The sequence below is a fragment of the Streptomyces sp. MK37H genome, from assembly GCF_018035285.1.
Lineage (GTDB): Bacteria > Actinomycetota > Actinomycetes > Streptomycetales > Streptomycetaceae > Streptomyces > Streptomyces endocoffeicus.
On record NZ_JAAAYH010000027.1, the window covers coordinates 24,436 to 43,467 of the forward strand.

A 19,032-nucleotide genomic window follows, 5' to 3' on the forward strand; every position below is an offset into this window, starting at 1 on the left:
GCACTACCTTATGGGGATTTGCCAATCGCTTACCAGTGAGGGTCGCGGCGCCGGTAGGCTTGGCCGGAAGCTTCCCGAGGGTACGTACGCCTCCCGATCGACACGACTTGGATGAATGATGCATCGGTACCGGTCCCACACGTGTGGTCAGCTCCGCGCCGCTGACGTCGGCACCGACGTCCGGCTCTCCGGATGGCTCCACAATCGACGGAACCTGGGCGGCATCCTCTTCATCGATCTCCGCGACCACTATGGTCTGGTCCAGCTGGTGGTGCGCCCCGACACCCCCGCCAACGAGGCCCTGAGCTCCATCAGCAAGGAGACCGTCGTCCGCGTGGACGGCCGGGTCATCGAGCGCGGCGCGGACAACGTCAACCCCGAGCTGCCGACCGGCGAGATCGAGGTCGAGGTCACCGATGTCGAGGTGCTCGGCGCCGCCGACCCGCTGCCCTTCACCGTCTTCCCCGAGGACGGGGTCGGCGAGGAGCGGCGGCTGGAGTACCGCTTCCTGGACCTCCGCCGCGAGCGCATGCACCGCAACATCATGCTGCGCTCCGCTGTCATCTCCGCCATCCGGCAGAAGATGACGGCGGAGGGGTTCAACGAGCTGGCGACCCCGATCCTGTCCGCCACCTCCCCCGAGGGCGCCCGGGACTTCCTGGTCCCCTCCCGGCTGCACGCGGGCAAGTTCTACGCACTGCCGCAGGCCCCGCAGCAGTTCAAGCAGCTGCTGATGATCGCGGGCTTCGACCGCTACTTCCAGATCGCGCCCTGCTTCCGCGACGAGGACGCCCGCGCCGACCGCTCGCCGGGCGAGTTCTACCAGCTCGACGTCGAGATGAGCTTCGTCGAGCAAGAGGACGTCTTCGGCGTCATCGAGAAGGTCATGACCGAGCTCTTCGAGGAGTTCGGCGGCGGCCGCCATGTGACCTCGCCGTTCCCGCGGATCCCGTTCCGCGAGGCCATGCTCAAGTACGGCTCGGACAAGCCGGATCTGCGGGCCCGGCTGGAGCTGCGGGACGTCAGCCACATCTTCGAGGGCTCCGGCTTCAAGGCGTTCGCGGACAAGCACGTGCGGGCGCTGGCCGTGCCGGACACCGCCGAGCAGCCCCGGAAGTTCTTCGACCAGCTCGGTGAGTTCGCGGTGGAGCAGGGCGCCAGGGGGCTGGCCTGGGTCCGGATCGGCGAGGACTCCAAGCTGACCGGCCCGATCGCGAAGTTCCTCACCGACGAGGACGTCGAGAAGCTGATCGCCGAGGTCGAGGGCAAGCCCGGCACCTCGGTCTTCTTCGGCGCGGGCGACTTCGACGAGGTCTCCAAGATCATGGGCGCGGTGCGGGTCGAGGCCGCCAAGCGGGCCGGCCACTTCGAGGAGAACGTCTTCCGGTTCTGCTGGATCGTGGACTTCCCGATGTTCGAGCGGAACGAGGACACCGGGCAGATCGAGTTCTCCCACAACCCCTTCTCCATGCCGCAGGGCGGCCTGGAGGCCCTGGAGACCAAGGACCCGCTGGACATTCTGGCGTGGCAGTACGACATCGTCTGCAACGGTGTGGAGCTGTCCTCCGGGGCCATCCGGAACCACGAGCCGGAGGTCATGTACAAGGCGTTCGAGATCGCGGGCTACTCCCGGGATGAGGTCGAGCGCGAATTCGGCGGCATGCTGCGCGCGTTCCACTTCGGCGCCCCGCCGCACGGTGGTATCGCCCCCGGCGTCGACCGCATCGTGATGCTGCTGGCCGATGAGCCCAACATCCGCGAGACCATCGCCTTCCCGCTCAACGGCAACGCCCAGGACCTGCTGATGGGCGCGCCCAGCGAGGTGGACGACGCCCGGCTGCGCGAGCTGCACCTGTCGCTGCGCAAGCCGCCGCAGGTCAAGCAGGCCGAGAAGGCCGAGAAGACGGGCGAGAAGGCCGAGAAGCCCGCCGAGTAGGCGGGGGCAGGACGAGACCCACAGGGCGGGGGCGTGCCGAACGGCGCGCCCCCGCCCTGCGCGCCTGGGGAGATGGCCGAATGCCGCTCTTCGCACAGCTATTCACAGCCCGCACCCATGGGGCTGCCAGGTTGCCTCCCTACTGTCCCGGCCCATGACCGAACAGCAGAGCAGCAACGGCCTCGAGCCGCAGCCCCAGCGGGACATGACGAGGCGACGGGTCGTGGTGGCGGGCGGCGCGGCGGTCGCGGCGGCGGGCCTGGGAGCGGCCGTCGCCACCACCGCCTCCGCGGGCGAGACCTCCGCGTCCGCCTCCTCCGCCACCCCCTCGGCCTCCGCGTCCTCCCCGTCCGGCGAGGTCTGCTACCGGCTCACCTCGGAGACCACCGAGGGGCCGTACTACATCGACGCCGACAAGATCAGAAAGGACATCACCGAGGGCAAGGAGGGCATTCCGATGACCCTCCGCCTCAAAGTGATCGACTCCGACAGCTGCAAACCCATGGCGAAGGCCGCCGTCGACATCTGGCACTGCGACGCGCTCGGGCTCTACTCGGGCTATGAGAGCTCCAGCAGCGGTGGCGGCGGCACCCCGCCGACCGGGACCCCGCCGACCGGGACCCCGCCCACCGACGCCCCGACGGGTGCTCCGACCGGTGCCCCGCCCGGTGGCGGCCACCAGGAGCCGACCGACGACAAGCGGTATTTGCGCGGCACCCAGCTGACCGACCGGCACGGCTTCGTCGAGTTCACCACGGTCTTCCCCGGTTGGTACCGGGGCCGCTGTGTGCACATCCACACCAAGGTGCACATCGGCGGCAAGCTCACGGACGACGGATACGAGGGCGGCCACACCTGCCACACCGGTCAGCTCTTCTTCGCCGAGGAGGCGGTGCTCGACTCGGCGAAGGTGGCCCCGTACAACACCAGCACCACCGAGCGCACCACCCTCGACGAGGACGGGATCTACCCCGGCAACGGCGCGCAGGGCGGGCTGCTGCACCTGAAGTACCGCAAGGGAAAGATCGAGAAGGGCGTCGTCGGCAGCCTCACCCTGGGGGTCGACCCCGACGCGACCCACGACGGCACGGACCTCTGACGCCCTGGGGTCGTCTGAAGCCCTGGGGTCGTCTGAAGCCCTGGGGTCCTCTGAGTCCTGGAGTCACAGCCTCCGGTCCACGCCGCACGGTGTGCACCGGTCCGCGCGGGCGGCCCGGTGCACGGCGCGCAGCAGCCGCTTCGGCGTGGTCCGGTGCTGCCATAAGACGGCTTGGACGCCGTACTCCATCACCGCCATCAGCTCCGTCTCCCGGAGCTCGCCCGCGATCAGCACCACCCGCTGCCGGCCGCCCCGCACCAGACGGCGCAGCTCCGCCCCGGCGCGGTCGTCGAGGCGCTCGGCGAGCATGACGGCGACGGCGCCGCGGGGTTCGTCGCCGAGCGGGCATGGCCGGTCGACCAGCTCGACGCTGGGCTGATGCTGCAGATGACGCACGACCCCGGCCCGGCTGAGCGGGTCGGGGCCGTGGACCGTCACCGTGACACGCGCGTCCGGCACTGTGTTCCTCGATTTCCCGGTGGCTATGGACTCCACAGGGTCTTCGAGGGGGCTAAACGAACGGTTGCCGCGCGATCAACACATGCGTGAGGGGGTGTCTTTCCCCTCCCCGCCCCTTCCCGTTACCAGGGGCTTCGCCCCTGGACCCCGGGGTCTGGGGGCGGGGCCCCACCACGCGGCGGAGCCGCATATCGATGCTCAGCCCGCCGCGGGCGTCATGATCTGCCGACAGCCTGGCTAGGCGGCGCCGTTTCCGTTCTGCTCATCGCCGCCGAAGCGCTGCCGGAAGGAGTCCAGGTCCTCCTCGGTGATCTTCGCGAAGAGCACCGGGGGAACCGTGAAGGCCGTGCCCGCCGGGACCGACGCCAGCGCCTTCGCCTCCTCCTTGCCGACCCAGACCGCGGTGTCCTCGCCCAGCGCGAACGCCGACCGCATGGCCCGCGCCGAGGCCGGGATGAACGGCTCGGAGACGATCGCGTAGAGGTGGATGAGGTTCATCGCCGTACGGAGGGTGAGGGCCGCGGCCTCCTGGTCGGTCTTGATCTCCAGCCAGGGGGCCTTCTCCTCCAGGTAGGAGTTGCCCGCGCTCCACAGGGCGCGCAGCGCCGCCGCGGCCTTGCGGAACTGGAGCGCGTCCATGTGCTCCTCGTACTCCGTCAGCAGCCGCGCGATCTCCTCGCCCAGGCGCTCCTCCGCCTCCCCGGCGGCCTTCCCGGCCGGGACCTCGTCGCCGAACCGCTTGCGGGAGAAGGACAGCACACGGTTGACGAAGTTGCCGAGGGTGTCGGCCAGGTCCTTGTTGACGGTGGCGGTGAAGTGTTCCCAGGTGAAGGAGGTGTCGTCGGACTCCGGGGCGTTCGCCATCAGGAAGTAGCGCCAGTAGTCGGCGGGCAGCACCTCGAGCGCGGCGTCGGTGAACACCCCGCGCTTGGCGGAGGTGGAGAACTTCCCGCCGTAGTACGTCAGCCAGTTGAACGCCTTGACGTAGTCGACCTTCTTCCAGACGTCCCGGGTGCCGAGGAGGGTGGCCGGGAACATCACCGTGTGGAACGGGACGTTGTCCTTGGCCATGAACTCCGTGTACCGGACCGTCTGGTCCACGTCGTACCACCACGACTTCCAGTCGCGGTTCGCCGGGTCCTGGTCCGCCCACTCCTTCGTGGCTCCGATGTACTCGATCGGGGCGTCGAACCAGACGTAGAAGACCTTGCCCTCGGCCGCCAGCTCCGGCCAGGTGTCGGCCGGCACCGGCACGCCCCAGTCCAGGTCACGGGTGATCGCCCGGTCCTGGAGCCCCTCGTTCAGCCACTTGCGGGCGATCGAGGAGGCCAGCGTCGGCCAGTCCTTGCCGTGCTCGTCGACCCAGGCGGCGACCTCGTCCGCCAGCTTGGACTGGAGGAGGAAGAGGTGCTTGGTCTCCCGGACCTCCAGATCGCTGCTGCCGCTGATCGCGGAGCGGGCGTCGATCAGATCGGTCGGGTCGAGCACGCGGGTGCAGTTCTCGCACTGGTCGCCGCGGGCGCGGTCGTAACCGCAGTGCGGGCAGGTGCCCTCGATATAGCGGTCGGGGAGGAAGCGGCCGTCGGCGTTGGAGTACACCTGGCGGATCGAGCGCTCCTCGATGAAGCCGTTTGCCTTGAGCTCCCGTGCGATCGTCTGGGTGATCTGCACGTTCTGCGCGGAGGAGCTGCGGCCGAAGTAGTCGAAGGCGAGGCCGAAGCCGTCGTAGATCGCCTTCTGCGCGTCGTGCTGCTGGGCGCAGAACTCGTCGACCGGCAGCCCGGCCTCCTTGGCGGCCAGCTCGGCGGGGGTGCCGTGCTCGTCGGTGGCGCAGATGTAGAGGACGTCATGGCCGCGCTGGCGCATATAGCGGGAGTAGACGTCGGCCGGGAGCATGGACCCCACCATGTTGCCCAGGTGCTTGATCCCGTTGATGTAGGGAAGGGCGCTGGTGATGAGGTGTCGAGCCATTGCAGGCTGCTCCCGAGTCGATACGGTAAGTGACTTTTCGTTCTGTTGAGCCGCCAATATCGTATCGGAGCGACGGGGGCCACCCGCGCGGCGTTTTCTCCGCGGCGGATGGCCCCCGGGGTGGCGCCGGTGCGGCGCCTGGTCGGGTGGGGTCGCTCGTCAGCCCTGCTCGCGGGCGGCCAGCCAGCCCGGGAACTTCTTGAGCAGCTCCCGGTACAGCTCGGCGTCGGCGACCGTACGGGGGTCGAGCCCGGCGTGGAAGAAGCCGGTGTTGTCGACCGCCCGCTTCTCCGGGACGGCGAGGGCGGGCGAGGTGTCCAGCTTCCGCAGGAAGTCGAACCCCTTCGCCTCCGGGTCCCCGAACGCCAGGAACTGCCAGAACAGCGGGAGCCCCGCCGCCTCGCACAGCGCCTTCTCGGCGGCGGTCTTGGTGGTGGGCGCGCCGTCCGTCTGGAAGATCACGAACGCGGGGTCGGTGGTGCCGGACGCCTTGTAGTGCTCGATGACGGCGTTGACGGCGGTGTGGTAGTTCGTCCGCCCCATGTGCCCGAGCGAGCCGTGCAGCTCCTCGATGCGGCCGGTGTGCCGGTCCAGCTCGAGGTCGGCGGTGCCGTCGATGTCGGTGGAGAAGAACACGACGGGCACCGTGCCGCTGGTGTCGAGCTGCGCGGACAGGGCGAGCGCCTGCTCGGCGAGGTGCGACACCGTACCGTCCTTGAAGTACCCCCGCATCGACCCGGACCGGTCCAGCACGAGGTAGACGACCGCCCGCTGTCCACCCAGCCCGCTCTCCTGAACGGCCTCCCCGGCCGCGCTGTACGCCCCGACGAGCCCGGGCGCCCGCGAGGTGAGGTCGGCGAGGGGGATGGCGGCCGCGGGTGCGTCGGCCTTGGCCGCGGTGCTGGGTGCGTCGCCCTTGGCAGCGGCGGTGACGGCGGCTGCGGCCGCCACGGGCGCGGGGTCGGCTGCGGCTTCGGGCGCGGGGTCGCTCGCGGCTGCGGGGGTGGCGTCGCCGTCAGCCTCTGTGGCTGCCCCAGCCTTGGGCTCGGCGGCTTCTGCTGCCGCCTCAGCTTCGGGCTCGGCCTTGGCCGTGGGTTCGGGCGCCTCGGCGGGCTCCGGCGCGGGGTCCTCCGCAACCTCGGCCTGGGGCGTGGTGTCGGCCTCCGCCACTGGCGCTGCGGCCTCTGCCTCGGGGGCGCTCGCGGCTGCGGGCTCGGCCTCCGCCTTGGCGGGCTGCTCGTCGGTCTTGGGCTCTGCCTTGGCGGATTTGGGCTCGGCGTCGGCGCTCGTCTCTGCCGCCACGGTCTTGGCGGGCTTGTCGTCGGTCTTGGCCGTGGGTTCGGGCGTCTCGGCGGGCTCCGGCGCGGGGTCCTCCGCAACCTCGGCCTGGGGCGTGGTGTCGGCCTCCGCCACTGGCGCTGCGGCCTCTGCCTTGGGGGTGCTCGCGGGTGCGGGCTCGGCCTCCGCCTTGGCGGGCTGCTCGTCGGTCTTGGGCTCTGCCTTGGCGGATTTGGGCTCGGCGTCGGCGCTCGTCTCTGCCGCCACGGTCTTGGCGGGCTTGTCGTCGGTCTTGGCCGTGGGTTCGGGCGTCTCGGCGGGCTCCGGCGCGGGGTCCTCCGCAACCTCGGCCTTGGACTCGTCGTCAACCTCGCCAGTCGTCGCCTCTGCCGCCGGGGCATCGGCGGCTGCGGCCGCCTCAGGCGCGGTGGCGGGCTCGGCCTTCGTCTCGGGCTCCGCCTTGGCTTCGGCCGCCGGTTCGACGTCGGCTGCGGGGGCCGCGGCGTCGTCATCTGCCGCAGACGTGGGGGCGTCAGCGTCGGGCTCGGCCGCAGCCTCCACCTCGGCGGCGGGCTTGGGCTCGTCCGCCTTCGCTTCCGGCTTCGGCTCGGCGGCGGCCGCTGCCGCTGCCTCAACCGGAGTCTCGTCGTCGGCCGTTGACGTGTCCTCGTGCGCGGGGGACTTCAGGATCTCGTCGAGGGACTTCAGCGGGGCGGACAGGGCCGGGTCGTGCCCGGATTCGTCGTCCCGGGAGTCCCGGGAGTCCGGGGCCGGGGCCGCCGTGTCCGTGTCCGCGCCGGCGGTCGGCTCGGGCTCCGGCTCAGCCTTCGGCTCAGACGCAGGCTCCGGCGCGGGCTCGGGCTTGGCGTCCGGCTCGGCCTTCCGCTCGGCCTTCTGGTCCACCGTCGGCTCCGCCGACTTGCGCTCCGCCGACTTGCGCTCCGCCGACTCCGGCTGGGGGTTCGGGACAACCGCCGCCTCCAGCGCAGCGGAAGAATCGTCCACCCCCGTGGTTCGGGAGCGGCCGAAAACTTTGCGCAGTAGGTCCCGTATGCCCATGGGAGATACCTCTCACGTGTCGAGTGCGGTGCATGGCGGTGCATGTCCGTGGTGCCGAAAGGCTAGCGGGCCGTTCGGCGGCCCTCTTCCGCCGATTCCGCTCGCGCTTCGTTCACCTCTGGTTCAGGCGTTCGTCGCCACCATGCGGTTCTACGCCCATAGCTTCGCCGCCAAAGGATCCCGACGTCATGTCGGCCCGGACCGCGTCGGCGTACTGCCCATGCGGGGCCCGGCGAAGCCCATACGTGAACACCCTTACGGAGGGGAAGACGTGCGCAACCTCCTGCCGCTCATCAGCTCACACCCGGGCGGTCGTTCCGCACTGACGTGCCGGTACCGCTGTGGCGACGCCTGCCTTCACGAGACGCCGAACACCAGCGACAACGCCTACGTGGGCGATGTCATCGCCGGTGCCGCCTCGCGCCGTGCCCTGCTGCGGGCCGGGGCCGTGGTGACCGTGGCGGCCGCGACCGGTGTGGTGGCGGTGGAGCGGGCGCCGCAGGCGTCCGCCGCCACGGGCGGTGCCGCCGCGGAGCACAAGGCCGCCGCGGAGCACAAGGCCGCCGCGAAGGGCAAGGCCGCCCGCGGCCTCCGCTTCGCGCCCGTCGCCCCCAACACCGAGGACACCGTGGTCGTCGCCGACGGCCACGACCAGAACGTGGTGATCCGCTGGGGCGACCCGATCCTGCGCGGCGCGCCCGCGTTCGACCCGGACCGGCAGAGCGCCAAGGCCCAGGCGGGCCAGTTCGGTTACAACAATGACTACATGGCGGTCCTGGACGTCCCCGGCGAGCGCGACCATCAGCTGCTCGTGGTCAACCATGAGTACACCGACGAGGTGCTGATGTTCTCGGGTTACGACCCGGAGAACCCCACCCGCGAGCAGGCCGAGATCGGCTGGGCCGCGCACGGCCTGTCCGTGGTCGTGACGGCCGAGGAGCGCGGTCTTGGCCGGCTCACCGCCCTGTCCCGCCACCGCCTCAACCGCCGTATCACCGCGACCACTCCGTTCGAGGTCACCGGCCCGGCGGCGGGCAGCGAGCTGCTGCGCACCTCCGCCGACCCGACCGGCAAGCGCATCCTCGGCACGCTGAACAACTGCGGCGGCGGCATCACGCCGTGGGGCACGGTGCTCTCCGGCGAGGAGAACTTCAACCAGTACTTCGCCAACGGAGGTTCGGTCACCGACCCGGCCACCGCGGCCCGCCTCAAGCGGTACGGCATCACCGGCGCCGCCTCCGAACGCAAGTGGGAACGGTTCGACGACCGTTTCGACGCGGCCAAGGAGCCGAACGAGACCAACCGCTTCGGCTGGGTGATCGAGATCGACCCGTTCGACCCCGAGGCCACCCCGCGCAAGCTGACCGCGCTGGGCCGCTTCAAGCACGAGGCCGCCGAGCCCCGGCTGACCACCGACGGCCGTCCGGTCCTCTACATGGGCGACGATGAGAAGTTCGACTACTTCTACAAGTTCGTCTCCGCCAAGCGGATGATGAAGGGCAACAGCCGCATCGCCCGCGAGCACAACCGCACGCTGCTGGACGAGGGCACGCTGTACGTCGCCAAGTTCACCGGTGACAGCCCGTCCGCCGAGATCGACGGCTCCGGAAAGCTGCCCAAGGACGGCGAGTTCGACGGCGCCGGTGAGTGGATCCCGCTGGCCTGCGGCGACCGCTCCTTCGTGGAGGGCATGACCGCGGAGGAGGTCTACGTCTTCACGCGTATCGCCGCCGACAAGGCGGGCGCGACGAAGATGGACCGCCCCGAGGACGTCGAGCCGAGCCCGCGCACCGGCCGGGTCTACATCGCGCTGACCAACAACACCGACCGCGGCAAGGAGGGCAAGGCCCCCGCCGACGAGGCCAACCCGCGCAACAGCAACAAGCACGGCCAGATCCTGGAGCTGACCGAGCGCTGGAACAACGCGGGCTCCACCCGCTTCAACTGGCGGCTGTTCCTGGTCTGCGGCGACCCCGAGGACCCGAGCACCTACTTCGGCGGTTTCCCCAAGGACCAGGTCAGCCCGATCTCCTGCCCGGACAACATCACCTTCGACGCGTACGGCAACCTGTGGATCTCCACGGACGGCAACGCGCTCGGCAACCACGACGGGCTGTTCGGCGTGGCCACGGCGGGCAGCCGCCGCGGTGAGGTCAAGCAGTTCCTGACCGTGCCGAACGGCGCCGAGACCTGCGGTCCGATCGTGCAGGACCGGCGGGTGCTGGTGGCCGTGCAGCACCCGGGCGAGATCGACGGCGCGAGCGTGGAGAAGCCCGCGTCCACCTGGCCCGACGGCCCGGGCAAGCTGACCCGGCCGTCCGTGATCAGCGTCTGGCGGCGCGACGGCGGCGACATCGGCGCCTGACCGCTCCGGCGGTCAGCCTCCGCCCTCCGCGAGCCGCTTCAGCCGCTCCCGGGGGCCGCGCAGCGAACGGCCCCTGGTGTCCGTACGGGCCCAGGGGTCGTCCGCGAGCCGCTCGCCGACCGTCCGCAGCGTCCAGCGGTCGGCCCGCAGCTCCGGGTCGTCCAGCTCCCGCGCGTCGATGGGCGTGGCCACGGGGGCTCCGGGCCGGGCGCGCACCCCATACGGGGTGACGGCGGTCTGGGCGTAGGCGTTGCGCTGGGTGTCCAGGTAGAGCCGACCGCGCCGCTTGGCCTTGCGGGGCTCGGTGGTGAGCCGGTCGGGGTGGCGGGCGGCCAGCAGATCGGCGGCGTCGCGGGCGAAGGACCGCACGGTGTCGAAGTCGGCACGGCGGTCCAGCGGGACGATGACATGCAGCCCGCGCGAGCCGGTGGTCATCAGCAGCCCCGGCAGCCCGAGCTCGTCGAGCAGCCCGCAGCAGCGGCGGGCCGTCCACCGCACCTCATCGAAGCCGGACTCCCCCGACGAGGGCGGATCGAGGTCGAGGACCAGCCGGTCGGGGTGGTCGGGCCGGTCGGCCCGGGAGAGCCAGCGGTGCGGGGTGACGCACGCCTGGTCGGCGAGGTAGAGGAGGGTCGCGGTGTCGTCGCAGACCACATGGGTGACCTCACCGCCCTCCTTGGGGAGCACGGCGCGGCGCACCCAGTCCGGAAAGTAGTCGGGTGCGTTCTTCTGCATCAGCGGCCTGCCGCCGATTCCGTCCGGATGGCGTTCCATCATCAAAGGGCGGCCGCGCAACTGCGGAATGATGCGCCGGGAGACCGAGCGGTAGTACTCGACGAGGTCCCACTTCGTGATCCCGTCCTCGGGGAACAGCTCCTTTTCCGGCCGGCTGACTCGTACGGTCCGGCCGCCGGTCCTGACGTTCCGTGCATCGGTCCGCTTCTCGCTCATATCGGACCCGGGTAACCACATGGATCGCTGACTAAACTCTGGAGTCAGGAAAACGGGAGAAGTTGAAAAGCGGGGGAAATCATGGTGAGACCAGGTTCGCTCGGCCCGCCGACGACGGATCGGCGCGGCCGCTGGGCGCAGAGCCCGCTCGCGCTGATGGACACCACGATGGACCAGTTGCGCACCCTGATCATGGTCCATGAGGCCGGTACGGCGCTGGGCGCGGCACGGATTCTGGGCCGCGAACAGTCCAGTGTGCAAAAGCAGATCGACACCATGAACCGGAACTTTCGCGAGCTTTGCGGCGAACCCCTCATACTCAAGCAGGGGCGGGGTAAGGACGTGCTGTTCACCGGCACCGGAGAAGCCCTGGTCGAATTGGCGCGCGGAACTCTCGGCGACTGGCTGGACGGCATCCATGAGTCACGGCGCCGCCTGGGAAAAACGCTGATGGTGGGCACCACCCGATTTACCCTCAGCTATCTGGCGGGTGCCGGGGAGCGGGTGGCCGAGGACTTCCGGCAGCGCGGTATCGAGCTCAAGGTCGGCCATGTGCGCACCCGGGACGTGCTGGCCAAGCTGCGCGCCAAGGATGTGGACCTGGTGTGCGGCTCCGTGGTGACCAGGCCCGACGGCGACGACGAGCTCGCCGCCTTCGATGTGATGGAGTGGCGGCGCAGCGGGGTCTCGCTGCTGACCAATCTCTCCGAGGCCGAGCTGCCCGGCCCCACCGCCCCGACCAGCGCGCTGCGCACCCTGCCGCTGGTGGTCTCGGCGAGCGGGCTGATGGCCGGGGTGCTGCACACCTGGTTCGGCGGCGACTACCGCGGCAAGCTGCGCATCGCCGCCGAGATCGACACCGTCAACTACGGCTTCGAGCTGCTGCGCTCGGGGCTGCTGCGCGGCTGCATGCTGGTCACCAAGGGGGTCGCGGACGCGGCGGGCGATCCGAGGGTGGTGTACGGACGCGGGCTGCGCGCCGTCGAGCTGGTCAATGACACCGGGCCCCGGCTGGAGGTGCTGCTGGGCGCGTTCACCCGGCGCGGGGAGCGCGCGTCCTATGACCCGGCCCATCCGCTCAATCTGCTCTGGGACGCGCTCGCGCAGGAGAACGCGCGCTGGCAGCGGGAGCAGCGCTGGCCCACGGCGGGTCTTGAGCCCGATCCGTTCGAGCTGGCCAACTCCTACGACCCGAGCGAGAGCTGAGGCCCCGGTCAGCCCTTGAGGCCCCGATCAGCCCTCAGTCCTGCGGCCCGTACAGGTCCAGCTCCACCAGCAGCGCCCGGTGGTCGGTGTGCGGCAGATCCAGGAAGCGGGCCGTGCGCGGCCTTAGGCCCCGGCTGACCAGGACGTGGTCGATCTGCGCCCCCAGGAGCGGCGCCGTGGCGCTCGGCCAGCTGGGCGTGCGGGACACCCCGGTGGCCCGTGCGCTGTCCCGCAGCCCGGTGTCCAGCACGGCCCGGAAGGCTGCGTGGTCCTGGGTGGCGTTGAAGTCGCCCGCGATCAGGGTGGGTTCCTCGCCCCGCCCGTCCGCGTAGGCCCGCAGTCGCCCCAGCTCGGTGCGCCAGAGGTCCAGTCGCCCCGGCATCGGCGGCATGGGATGGGCGACCTGCGTCCGCAGCCGCTGCCCCGCGACCCGGACGACCGCACCCGGCATCCGCAGCGTTCCGCGCACCCCCTCCGCCCGGGTCAGCGGGTGGCGGCTGAGGATCGCCGAGCCCGCGGCGGCGCTGTCGCCGAGGGCGACGCTCCGGTACGGGTAGGCCCTGCGGACGACGGCCGAGTCCAGCGCCGCGGCGCACCGTGTGTCGCACTCCTGCACCGCCACCAGATCCGGCCGCTCCCGGCGCAGCGCGCGCAGCAGTCCGTCCCTGGCCTGGCCGAACTCGAGGTTCGCGGTCATCACCCGCAGCCGGGCGAGGACCGGTCCGCGCGGCTCGGGCGGGGAGCCGCCGTCGTACGGCTGGATGAACCACCCGGTGGCCGCCGCTGCCGCCAGCGCCCAGCCGCACCCCAGCGGCCAGCGCGCGGCGGTGCTCAGCAGCAGCCCGAGCGCCGCCGGGACCAGCAGCCAGGGCAGGAAGGCCAGCAGCTGCGGTATGGGGGTGATGCCGTCGGTGTCCGCGGCCCGGCACAGCACCACCACGCTGACCACGACCAGGGGCGGCACCGCGCACCAGGCCGCCCATCGCCGGGCCCGTCCGCCGGGGAGCCGTAGCAGCCGGGCGACGGCGCCCCGGGCGCCGCGCGGTGCCAGGGGGCGGCCGGGGCCTGCGGCTTGGTCCTCCGCGACTGTCGTCTCCACGCTGGGCCTCTCGATCGGGGCGGGGCGCACATTCTCCTATGAACGGAAGGTCTAGACCTTGACGTGTTCATGAGCTAACTTCCCGGAACATCACAGGAGTTCATGTCGGCATCCGTTGTTCACACATACGAACTCACCGTCAGGAGAGCCGCCCCCATGCGCACCAGAGCCCTGTATCTCGCCCTCGCCACAGCGCTGGCCGCGCTGTTCGCGGGCATCCTCAGCGGCCCGGCCACGGCCGGGCAGACCCAGCGGTCCACCGCGTCCAAGGCCGCCACCGAAGCAGCGCCCAAGGCCACGCCCAAGGCCGCCTTCACCCACCCCGGCGTCCTCGTCAGCCGCGCCCAGCTCGACTTCGTCCGCTCCAAGGTGAACGCCGGCGCCCAGCCCTGGAAGGGCGCGTACGACGCGATGCTGGCGAGCCCGTACGCCTCGCTGTCGCGCACCCCCAAGCCCCGCGCGGTCGTCGAATGCGGTCCGTACTCCGACCCCAACATCGGCTGCACCGATGAGCGCCAGGACGCGCTCGCCGCCTACTCGCTCTCGCTGGCCTGGTACATCACCCGCGACAGCCGCTACGCCGACAAGGCCATCCAGATCATGGACGCCTGGTCGGCCACCATCAAGGACCACACCAACAGCAACGCCCCGCTCCAGACCGGCTGGGCCGGATCCTCCTGGCCCCGGGCGGCCGAGATCATCCGCTACACCTACGACGGCTGGTCCGCCGCCTCGATCGACCGCTTCAAGACCATGCTGCGCACCGTCTACCTCCCGAAGGTCATCGGCGGCTCGAACTCCAACGGCAACTGGGAGCTGGTGATGATGGAGGCCGCCACCGGCATCTCCGTCTTCCTGGACGACCGGACCAGCTACGACAAGGCGATCGCGAAGTTCCGCGGCCGCGTCCCCGCGTATGTCTACCTGGAGTCCGACGGCTCCCTGCCCAAGACCGCGCCCGGCAGCGGCCTTGACACCCGCGACAAGATCATCAAGTACTGGCAGGGCCAGTCCACCTTCGTCACCGGGCTCACCCAGGAGACCTGCCGCGACTTCACTCACACCGGATACGGCATCGCCTCCATCGCGCACGTCGCCGAGACTCGCCGCATCCAGGGCCAGGACCTCTACCCCGAGGTGGGCGAGCGGCTGCGGCAGGCGCTGGGCTTCCAGTCGAAGTACGAGCTGGGCGAGGCCCCGCCGTCCTGGCTGTGCGGCGGCAGCGTCAAGCGCGGCCTCGGCCCGATCACCGAGGTCGGCTACAACGCCCTGCACAACCGGCTCGGCATCGCCATGGCCAACACCCAGAAGCTCACCGAGCAGCAGCGCCCGGCGGGCACCAACAGCCTCTTCCTGGGCTGGGAGACCCTGACCCACGGGGACAACCCGTCCTGAGCCCCACCTGATCGCGGACCGACTCCGGACCGACTCCGGACCGACTCCGGACCGATCCCGGATCGCTCCCGCATCGACCTCGGACCGACCCCGGGCCGCCCCGCGGCCCGGGGTCCTGGGGGTCCTCGGGGCGTGGGGTCCCGAGGACCCTCGTTCACCCGCCGCGCAGTGCCAGCACCGTCTCGACCGTGTCCGCCTGATCCGCCGGTTTGTCCTCCCGGTAGCGCAGCACTCGCGCGAACCGCAGCGTGACGCCCGCCGGATAGCGGGACGAGCGCTGCAGCCCGTCGAAGGCCACCTCCACCACCAGCTCCGGCCGCACCCGCACCACCCAGCCGTCGTCGCTGACCGCGATCCCCAGCAGCGCCTCCGTCTGCCACTCCAGCATCACGTCGGTCAGCCCCTTGAACGTCTTGCCCAGCATCACGTACGTGCCGTCCGGCGCCCGCGCGCCCAGGTGGAGGTTGGACAGCTTCCCGGTGCGGCGGCCGTGCCCCCACTCCGCCGCCAGCACCACCAGGTCCAGCGTGTGCACCGGCTTGACCTTCAGCCAGGACGCCCCGCGCCGGCCCGCGCCGTACGGCGCCTCCAGCCCCTTGACCAGCACCCCCTCATGCCCCCGGGCCAGCACGTCCGCGGCGAACTCCCGTGCCGCCCGGCGGGTTTCCGGATCCGCCGGGTCGTCGGCCACCAACCGCCGCACCCGCCGGGGCCCGGGGGCGATCCGGGCCAGTTCGGCATGGCGCTCGTGGGTCGGGAGGTCGAGCAGATCGCGGTCGTCCACGACGAGCAGATCGAAGAAGACGGGGGACAGCGGCAGCACGGCCGACGCCCCGGCCACATCGAGCCGGGAGCCGACCCGGCCGGAGGTCTCCTGGAACGGCCGGGGCCGCCCCTCCGCGTCCAGCAGGATCACCTCGCCGTCGAGGATCGCCCGGTCCACCGCCAGCTCCCGCGCCGCCGTGACCACCTCCGGCAGCCGCTCGGTGATCTCGTCGAGGGTGCGGGTGTAGATCCGTACCTCCTCGCCGTCCCGGTGGACCTGCACCCGGATCCCGTCCAGCTTCTCCTCGACCGCGCACGCCCCCAGCCGGTCCATGGCCTCGTCGAGGTCCTTGGCGCTCTGCGCGAGCATCGGCAGCACCGGCCGCCCCACCTCGACCCGGAAATCGGCCAGCGCCTCCGGGCCGCGCGCCAGCAGCGCCTCGGCCACCGCGCCCAGCGAACCGCCGAGCATCACCGCCCGCCGCACCTCGGCGGCCGGTGCGCCGACCGCCTCGGCGAGCCCCTCCACGGCCAGCCCCTCCAGCGCCCCCTGCCGCAGCTCCCCGCCGATCAGGCCGAGCAGAAAGCCCTGCTCCTCCCTGGTCGCGGCGGACAGCAGCTCGCCCACCAGCCGCTTGCGGGTCGCCGTCGCACCGGTACCGGAGACCGCCGCGACCCGGCTCAGGACCTCGTCCACATCGAGCACCGCGAGCGTCGGCTCGGCGGCGGGTTCCCGCCGGTGGCGCAGGGTGGACCAGCCCACTCCGGTACGGCGCTGGGGCAGCTTGCCCGCGAGGTAGGTGATCACCACGGCCGCCTCGGCCGGTTCCGTGCGCCGGAACAGCCGGGCCAGTGCGGCGATCTTCTCCGAGCGGGCGGAGGTGGCCGCGACCTGGCGGGAGGTCAGCGCGACATCAGCCAGCAGCATGGCTCCAGCCTGCCCCGCGCCCTGCCGGGAAACCAGGCATCGCGTCCCTCAGGCGGTGCGTCCCGCCTCGGGCCCTCCCGTCTCCGCGCGTCCCGCCTCGGGCCCTCCCGTCTCCGCGCGTCCCGCGCCGCCACGGCTCGGCCCGGCGCACAGCGTCCAGATCACCAGGGCGTCGATGATGAGCAGCACCGTGGCCCAGACCGGGTAGTACGGCAGCCACAGGAAGTTGGCGGTCAGTGCGAGACCGGCCAGCACCACGCCCGTGACGCGGGCCCACATCGCACCGGTGAACACCGCGAACCCGGCGATCACCACGGCGATCCCGAGGGCCAGGTGGACCCAGCCCCATCCGGCGAGGTCGTACTGGAAGATATAGCTCTGCGTGACCAGGAAGACCCGGTCGGTCCGGATGGCCGAGATGCCCTGGAGCAGGTTCATCGCACCACCGAAGATCATCATGACCCCCGCGAAGACGAGCCATCCGCTCACCGCCCGGTGCATATGGCCCGGAGCGGCCCCTGTCTGAACTCCACCGGCGTGACTGGCCATGTCGGGCTCCTTCGTCCGGCGCGATCGGCGCCGCCACGACACCGATTCGCGGTAATAAGGGTGAATTACCCTTTTCTCAGATTTGCATAGACGCTCGTCTTCGGCACCTCGCCCACCGTGAGCCCGCCGGTCAACCCGCCGTGAGCCCGCCATGGACGCGCGGTTGAATTCGCCAGGGGAACGGAAAGTCACGCATTATATGCGGAAAGTGATGGCCGCCTGGCCGCCGGAAGCGGAGATTCGCCTTCCAGGAATTCCCGGTGTAGATGTATGTGTATGGCCCGGTATATGGGTCGATCGTGGGCTGCCCGCATGTTCCCCGGTCGGCGCCCACGGAGTCGGCGGCGGGAACGTCCGGAGGTGGCGGGCCGGCGCTTTCGATCGTGGCTGAACGTTCGCAGCGTCGCCGGGCAGGTCTTCATCCTGCAGCTCGTGATCGTGCTGCTGCTCGGCGTGGCGGCCACCGTCGCCCTGGTGCTCCAGGTGCGGCGCGACGCCACCGACGAGGCCCGCGGCCGTTCCGTCGCGGTCGCCGAGTCGTTCGCCAACTCCCCCGGCATTGTCCAGGCCCTGCACAGCCCCAACCCCACCAAGGTGCTCCAGCCGAAGGCCGAGGCCATCCGGAAGAGATCCGGGCTCGACTTCGTCGTGGTCACGAACAACAAGGGCATCCGGTACACACACCCCAAGCTCAACCGGATCGGCAAGCGCTACGTCGGCAACATCGACGCGCCGCTGCACGGGCACACCACCGTCGATACCGGCCCCGGCACGCTGGGCGAGGCGATGGACGCCGTGGCACCCATCTTCGACAGACACCACAAGGTCGTCGGCCTGGTCGGCGCGGGGATCACGATCAAGAAGGTGAGCGGGCTCGCCAACCGCCAGCTACCGCTCCTCGTCGGCGCCGTCTCCGCCTCACTCGTGCTCGCCACCGGCGGCACCGCGCTGGTGAGCAAACGGCTGCGGCGGCAGACCCGTGGCCTGGACCCGATCGAGATGACCCGGATGTACGAGCACCATGACGCGGTGCTGCACTCGGTGCGCGAGGGTGTGCTGATCGTCGGCGGCGACGGGCGGCTGGTGCTGACCAATGACGAGGCGTCCCGGCTGCTCGACCTGCCGCCGCGGCCGGAGGGACGGCTGGTCGACGACCTGGGCCTGGAGCCCCATGTCGCCGACGTCCTGGCCTCCGGGCGCGATGTCACCGACGAGGTGCTGGTGGCCGGCGACCGGCTGCTGGCCATCAACAACCGGCTGACCGACCGCGACGGCGGACCGCCCGGCAGTGTCGCCACCCTGCGCGACTCCACCGAGCTGCGCGCCCTCTCCGGCCGTGCCGAAGTGGCCCAGAAGCGGCTCAAGCTGCTGTACGACGCGAGTGTGGAGATCGGCACCACGCTCGATGTGAGCCGTACCGCCGAGGAGCTGGCGCAGGTGGCGGTGGACCGCTTCGCCGACTTCGTCACGGTCGATCTGGCGGAGCCCGTGGCCCGCGGCGATGAGCCGCTGGCGGTCGGCGGTGTCGAGATGCGCCGGTCGGCGGTCCACGGCATCCGGCCCGATCACCCCTTCTATCCGGTCGGCCGGCTGTTCGCGTTCGTCCCGTCCTCGCCCCAGGCGTTCGGGCTGAGCGGGGGCGAGCCGGTCGTGGAGGCCGATCTCTCCGAGGCCACCGGCTGGCAGGCCCAGGACCCCGAGCAGACCGCCAAGGTCATCGAGTACGGTGTCCGGTCGCTGGTCACCGTGCCGCTGCGGGCCCGGGGTGTGCTGCTCGGCGTGGTCAACTTCTGGCGGATGAAGCAGCGCGAGCCCTTCGAGCAGGAAGAGGTGTCCCTCGCCGAGGAGCTCGCCTCGCACGCCGCGGTCTGCATCGACAACGCCCGCCGCTACACCCGCGAGCACACCATGGCGGTGACCCTCCAGCACAGCCTGCTGCCCCGCGCCCTGCCCACCCAGAGCGCCCTGGACG

Annotated in this window: 13 protein-coding genes; 6 read left to right on the plus strand and 7 right to left on the minus strand. The window is 71.1% G+C overall.

The genetic code is table 11. The annotated features are described in order from the left end of the window. Positions 1-118: 118 nt before the first annotated feature. Positions 119-1,936 carry an aspartate--tRNA ligase gene (gene aspS / locus GWI24_RS06760; RefSeq protein WP_210944996.1) on the plus strand — a complete coding sequence of 606 codons (1,818 nt, stop codon included), beginning with the start codon at positions 119-121 and terminating at the stop codon, positions 1,934-1,936. 154 nt (positions 1,937-2,090) lie between these two features. After that, positions 2,091-3,035: an intradiol ring-cleavage dioxygenase gene (locus tag GWI24_RS06765; protein WP_210944982.1), complete on the plus strand. Its 945-nt coding sequence runs from the start codon at positions 2,091-2,093 to the stop codon at positions 3,033-3,035. Positions 3,036-3,098: 63 nt separating this feature from the next. On the opposite strand, the gene GWI24_RS06770 is transcribed toward GWI24_RS06765, so the two are convergent. From GWI24_RS06770 to GWI24_RS06780, 3 genes are all read right to left on the minus strand, one after another. Then, complete coding sequence (locus GWI24_RS06770) at positions 3,099-3,494, minus strand: DNA-binding response regulator (RefSeq protein WP_210944983.1); 396 nt, start codon at positions 3,492-3,494, stop codon at positions 3,099-3,101. Between the two features lie 237 nt (positions 3,495-3,731). After that, positions 3,732-5,465, minus strand: a complete 1,734-nt coding sequence (gene metG, locus GWI24_RS06775; RefSeq protein WP_210944984.1) for a methionine--tRNA ligase — start codon at positions 5,463-5,465, stop codon at positions 3,732-3,734. A 159-nt stretch (positions 5,466-5,624) separates the two neighbouring features. After that, positions 5,625-7,802 (minus strand): VWA domain-containing protein, encoded by a 2,178-nt coding sequence (locus GWI24_RS06780; RefSeq protein ID WP_210944985.1) that lies wholly within the window; start codon positions 7,800-7,802, stop codon positions 5,625-5,627. 271 nt (positions 7,803-8,073) lie between these two features. Between GWI24_RS06780 and GWI24_RS06785 the strand changes: the two genes are divergently transcribed. Next, entirely contained in the window at positions 8,074-10,167 is a 2,094-nt protein-coding gene (locus GWI24_RS06785) for a PhoX family phosphatase (RefSeq protein ID WP_210944986.1), read from the plus strand. Positions 10,168-10,179: 12 nt separating this feature from the next. Here GWI24_RS06785 and ligD read toward each other — a convergent pair whose 3' ends face one another. After that, entirely contained in the window at positions 10,180-11,118 is a 939-nt protein-coding gene (gene ligD / locus GWI24_RS06790) for a non-homologous end-joining DNA ligase (RefSeq protein ID WP_210944987.1), read from the minus strand. Between the two features lie 168 nt (positions 11,119-11,286). Here ligD and GWI24_RS06795 point away from each other — a divergent pair, with 168 nt between their 5' ends. After that, positions 11,287-12,324 (plus strand): LysR family transcriptional regulator, encoded by a 1,038-nt coding sequence (locus GWI24_RS06795; RefSeq protein WP_210944997.1) that lies wholly within the window; start codon positions 11,287-11,289, stop codon positions 12,322-12,324. Between the two features lie 34 nt (positions 12,325-12,358). On the opposite strand, the gene GWI24_RS06800 is transcribed toward GWI24_RS06795, so the two are convergent. Further along, positions 12,359-13,423, minus strand: coding sequence for an endonuclease/exonuclease/phosphatase family protein (locus GWI24_RS06800; RefSeq protein ID WP_308343526.1), 1,065 nt, complete (start codon positions 13,421-13,423; stop codon positions 12,359-12,361). A gap of 156 nt (positions 13,424-13,579) precedes the next feature. Here GWI24_RS06800 and GWI24_RS06805 point away from each other — a divergent pair, with 156 nt between their 5' ends. Continuing rightward, on the plus strand, positions 13,580-14,818 hold the full coding sequence (locus tag GWI24_RS06805; protein WP_210944989.1) for an alginate lyase family protein: 1,239 nt from the start codon (positions 13,580-13,582) through the stop codon (positions 14,816-14,818). A gap of 154 nt (positions 14,819-14,972) precedes the next feature. Here GWI24_RS06805 and GWI24_RS06810 read toward each other — a convergent pair whose 3' ends face one another. Both GWI24_RS06810 and GWI24_RS06815 read right to left on the minus strand, forming a co-directional pair. Beyond that, positions 14,973-16,511 carry an ATP-dependent DNA ligase gene (locus GWI24_RS06810; RefSeq protein WP_210944990.1) on the minus strand — a complete coding sequence of 513 codons (1,539 nt, stop codon included), beginning with the start codon at positions 16,509-16,511 and terminating at the stop codon, positions 14,973-14,975. 48 nt (positions 16,512-16,559) lie between these two features. Then, a complete protein-coding gene (locus tag GWI24_RS06815; RefSeq protein WP_308343527.1) occupies positions 16,560-17,060 on the minus strand; it encodes a hypothetical protein in 501 nt (166 codons plus the stop codon). Between the two features lie 360 nt (positions 17,061-17,420). On the opposite strand from GWI24_RS06815, the gene GWI24_RS06820 reads away from it, so the two are divergent. Next, positions 17,421-19,032, plus strand: a 1,612-nt coding sequence (locus GWI24_RS06820) for a GAF domain-containing protein (RefSeq protein WP_210944991.1), incomplete at its 3' end; no start/stop codon positions are given.

Bases quoted from the DNA above. Each gene is read 5' to 3' on its own strand.
- GWI24_RS06810 (WP_210944990.1), bottom strand. From the start codon at position 16,511: ATGCTGCTGGCTGATGTCGCGCTGACCTCCCGCCAGGTCGCGGCCACC.
- GWI24_RS06795 (WP_210944997.1), top strand. From the start codon at position 11,287: ATGGACCAGTTGCGCACCCTGATCATGGTCCATGAGGCCGGTACGGCG.
- metG (WP_210944984.1), bottom strand. From the start codon at position 5,465: ATGGCTCGACACCTCATCACCAGCGCCCTTCCCTACATCAACGGGATC.
- GWI24_RS06805 (WP_210944989.1), top strand. From the start codon at position 13,580: ATGCGCACCAGAGCCCTGTATCTCGCCCTCGCCACAGCGCTGGCCGCG.
- GWI24_RS06780 (WP_210944985.1), bottom strand. From the start codon at position 7,802: ATGGGCATACGGGACCTACTGCGCAAAGTTTTCGGCCGCTCCCGAACC.
- ligD (WP_210944987.1), bottom strand. From the start codon at position 11,118: ATGAGCGAGAAGCGGACCGATGCACGGAACGTCAGGACCGGCGGCCGG.
- aspS (WP_210944996.1), top strand. From the start codon at position 119: ATGCATCGGTACCGGTCCCACACGTGTGGTCAGCTCCGCGCCGCTGAC.
- GWI24_RS06815 (WP_308343527.1), bottom strand. From the start codon at position 17,060: ATGGCCAGTCACGCCGGTGGAGTTCAGACAGGGGCCGCTCCGGGCCAT.
- GWI24_RS06765 (WP_210944982.1), top strand. From the start codon at position 2,091: ATGACCGAACAGCAGAGCAGCAACGGCCTCGAGCCGCAGCCCCAGCGG.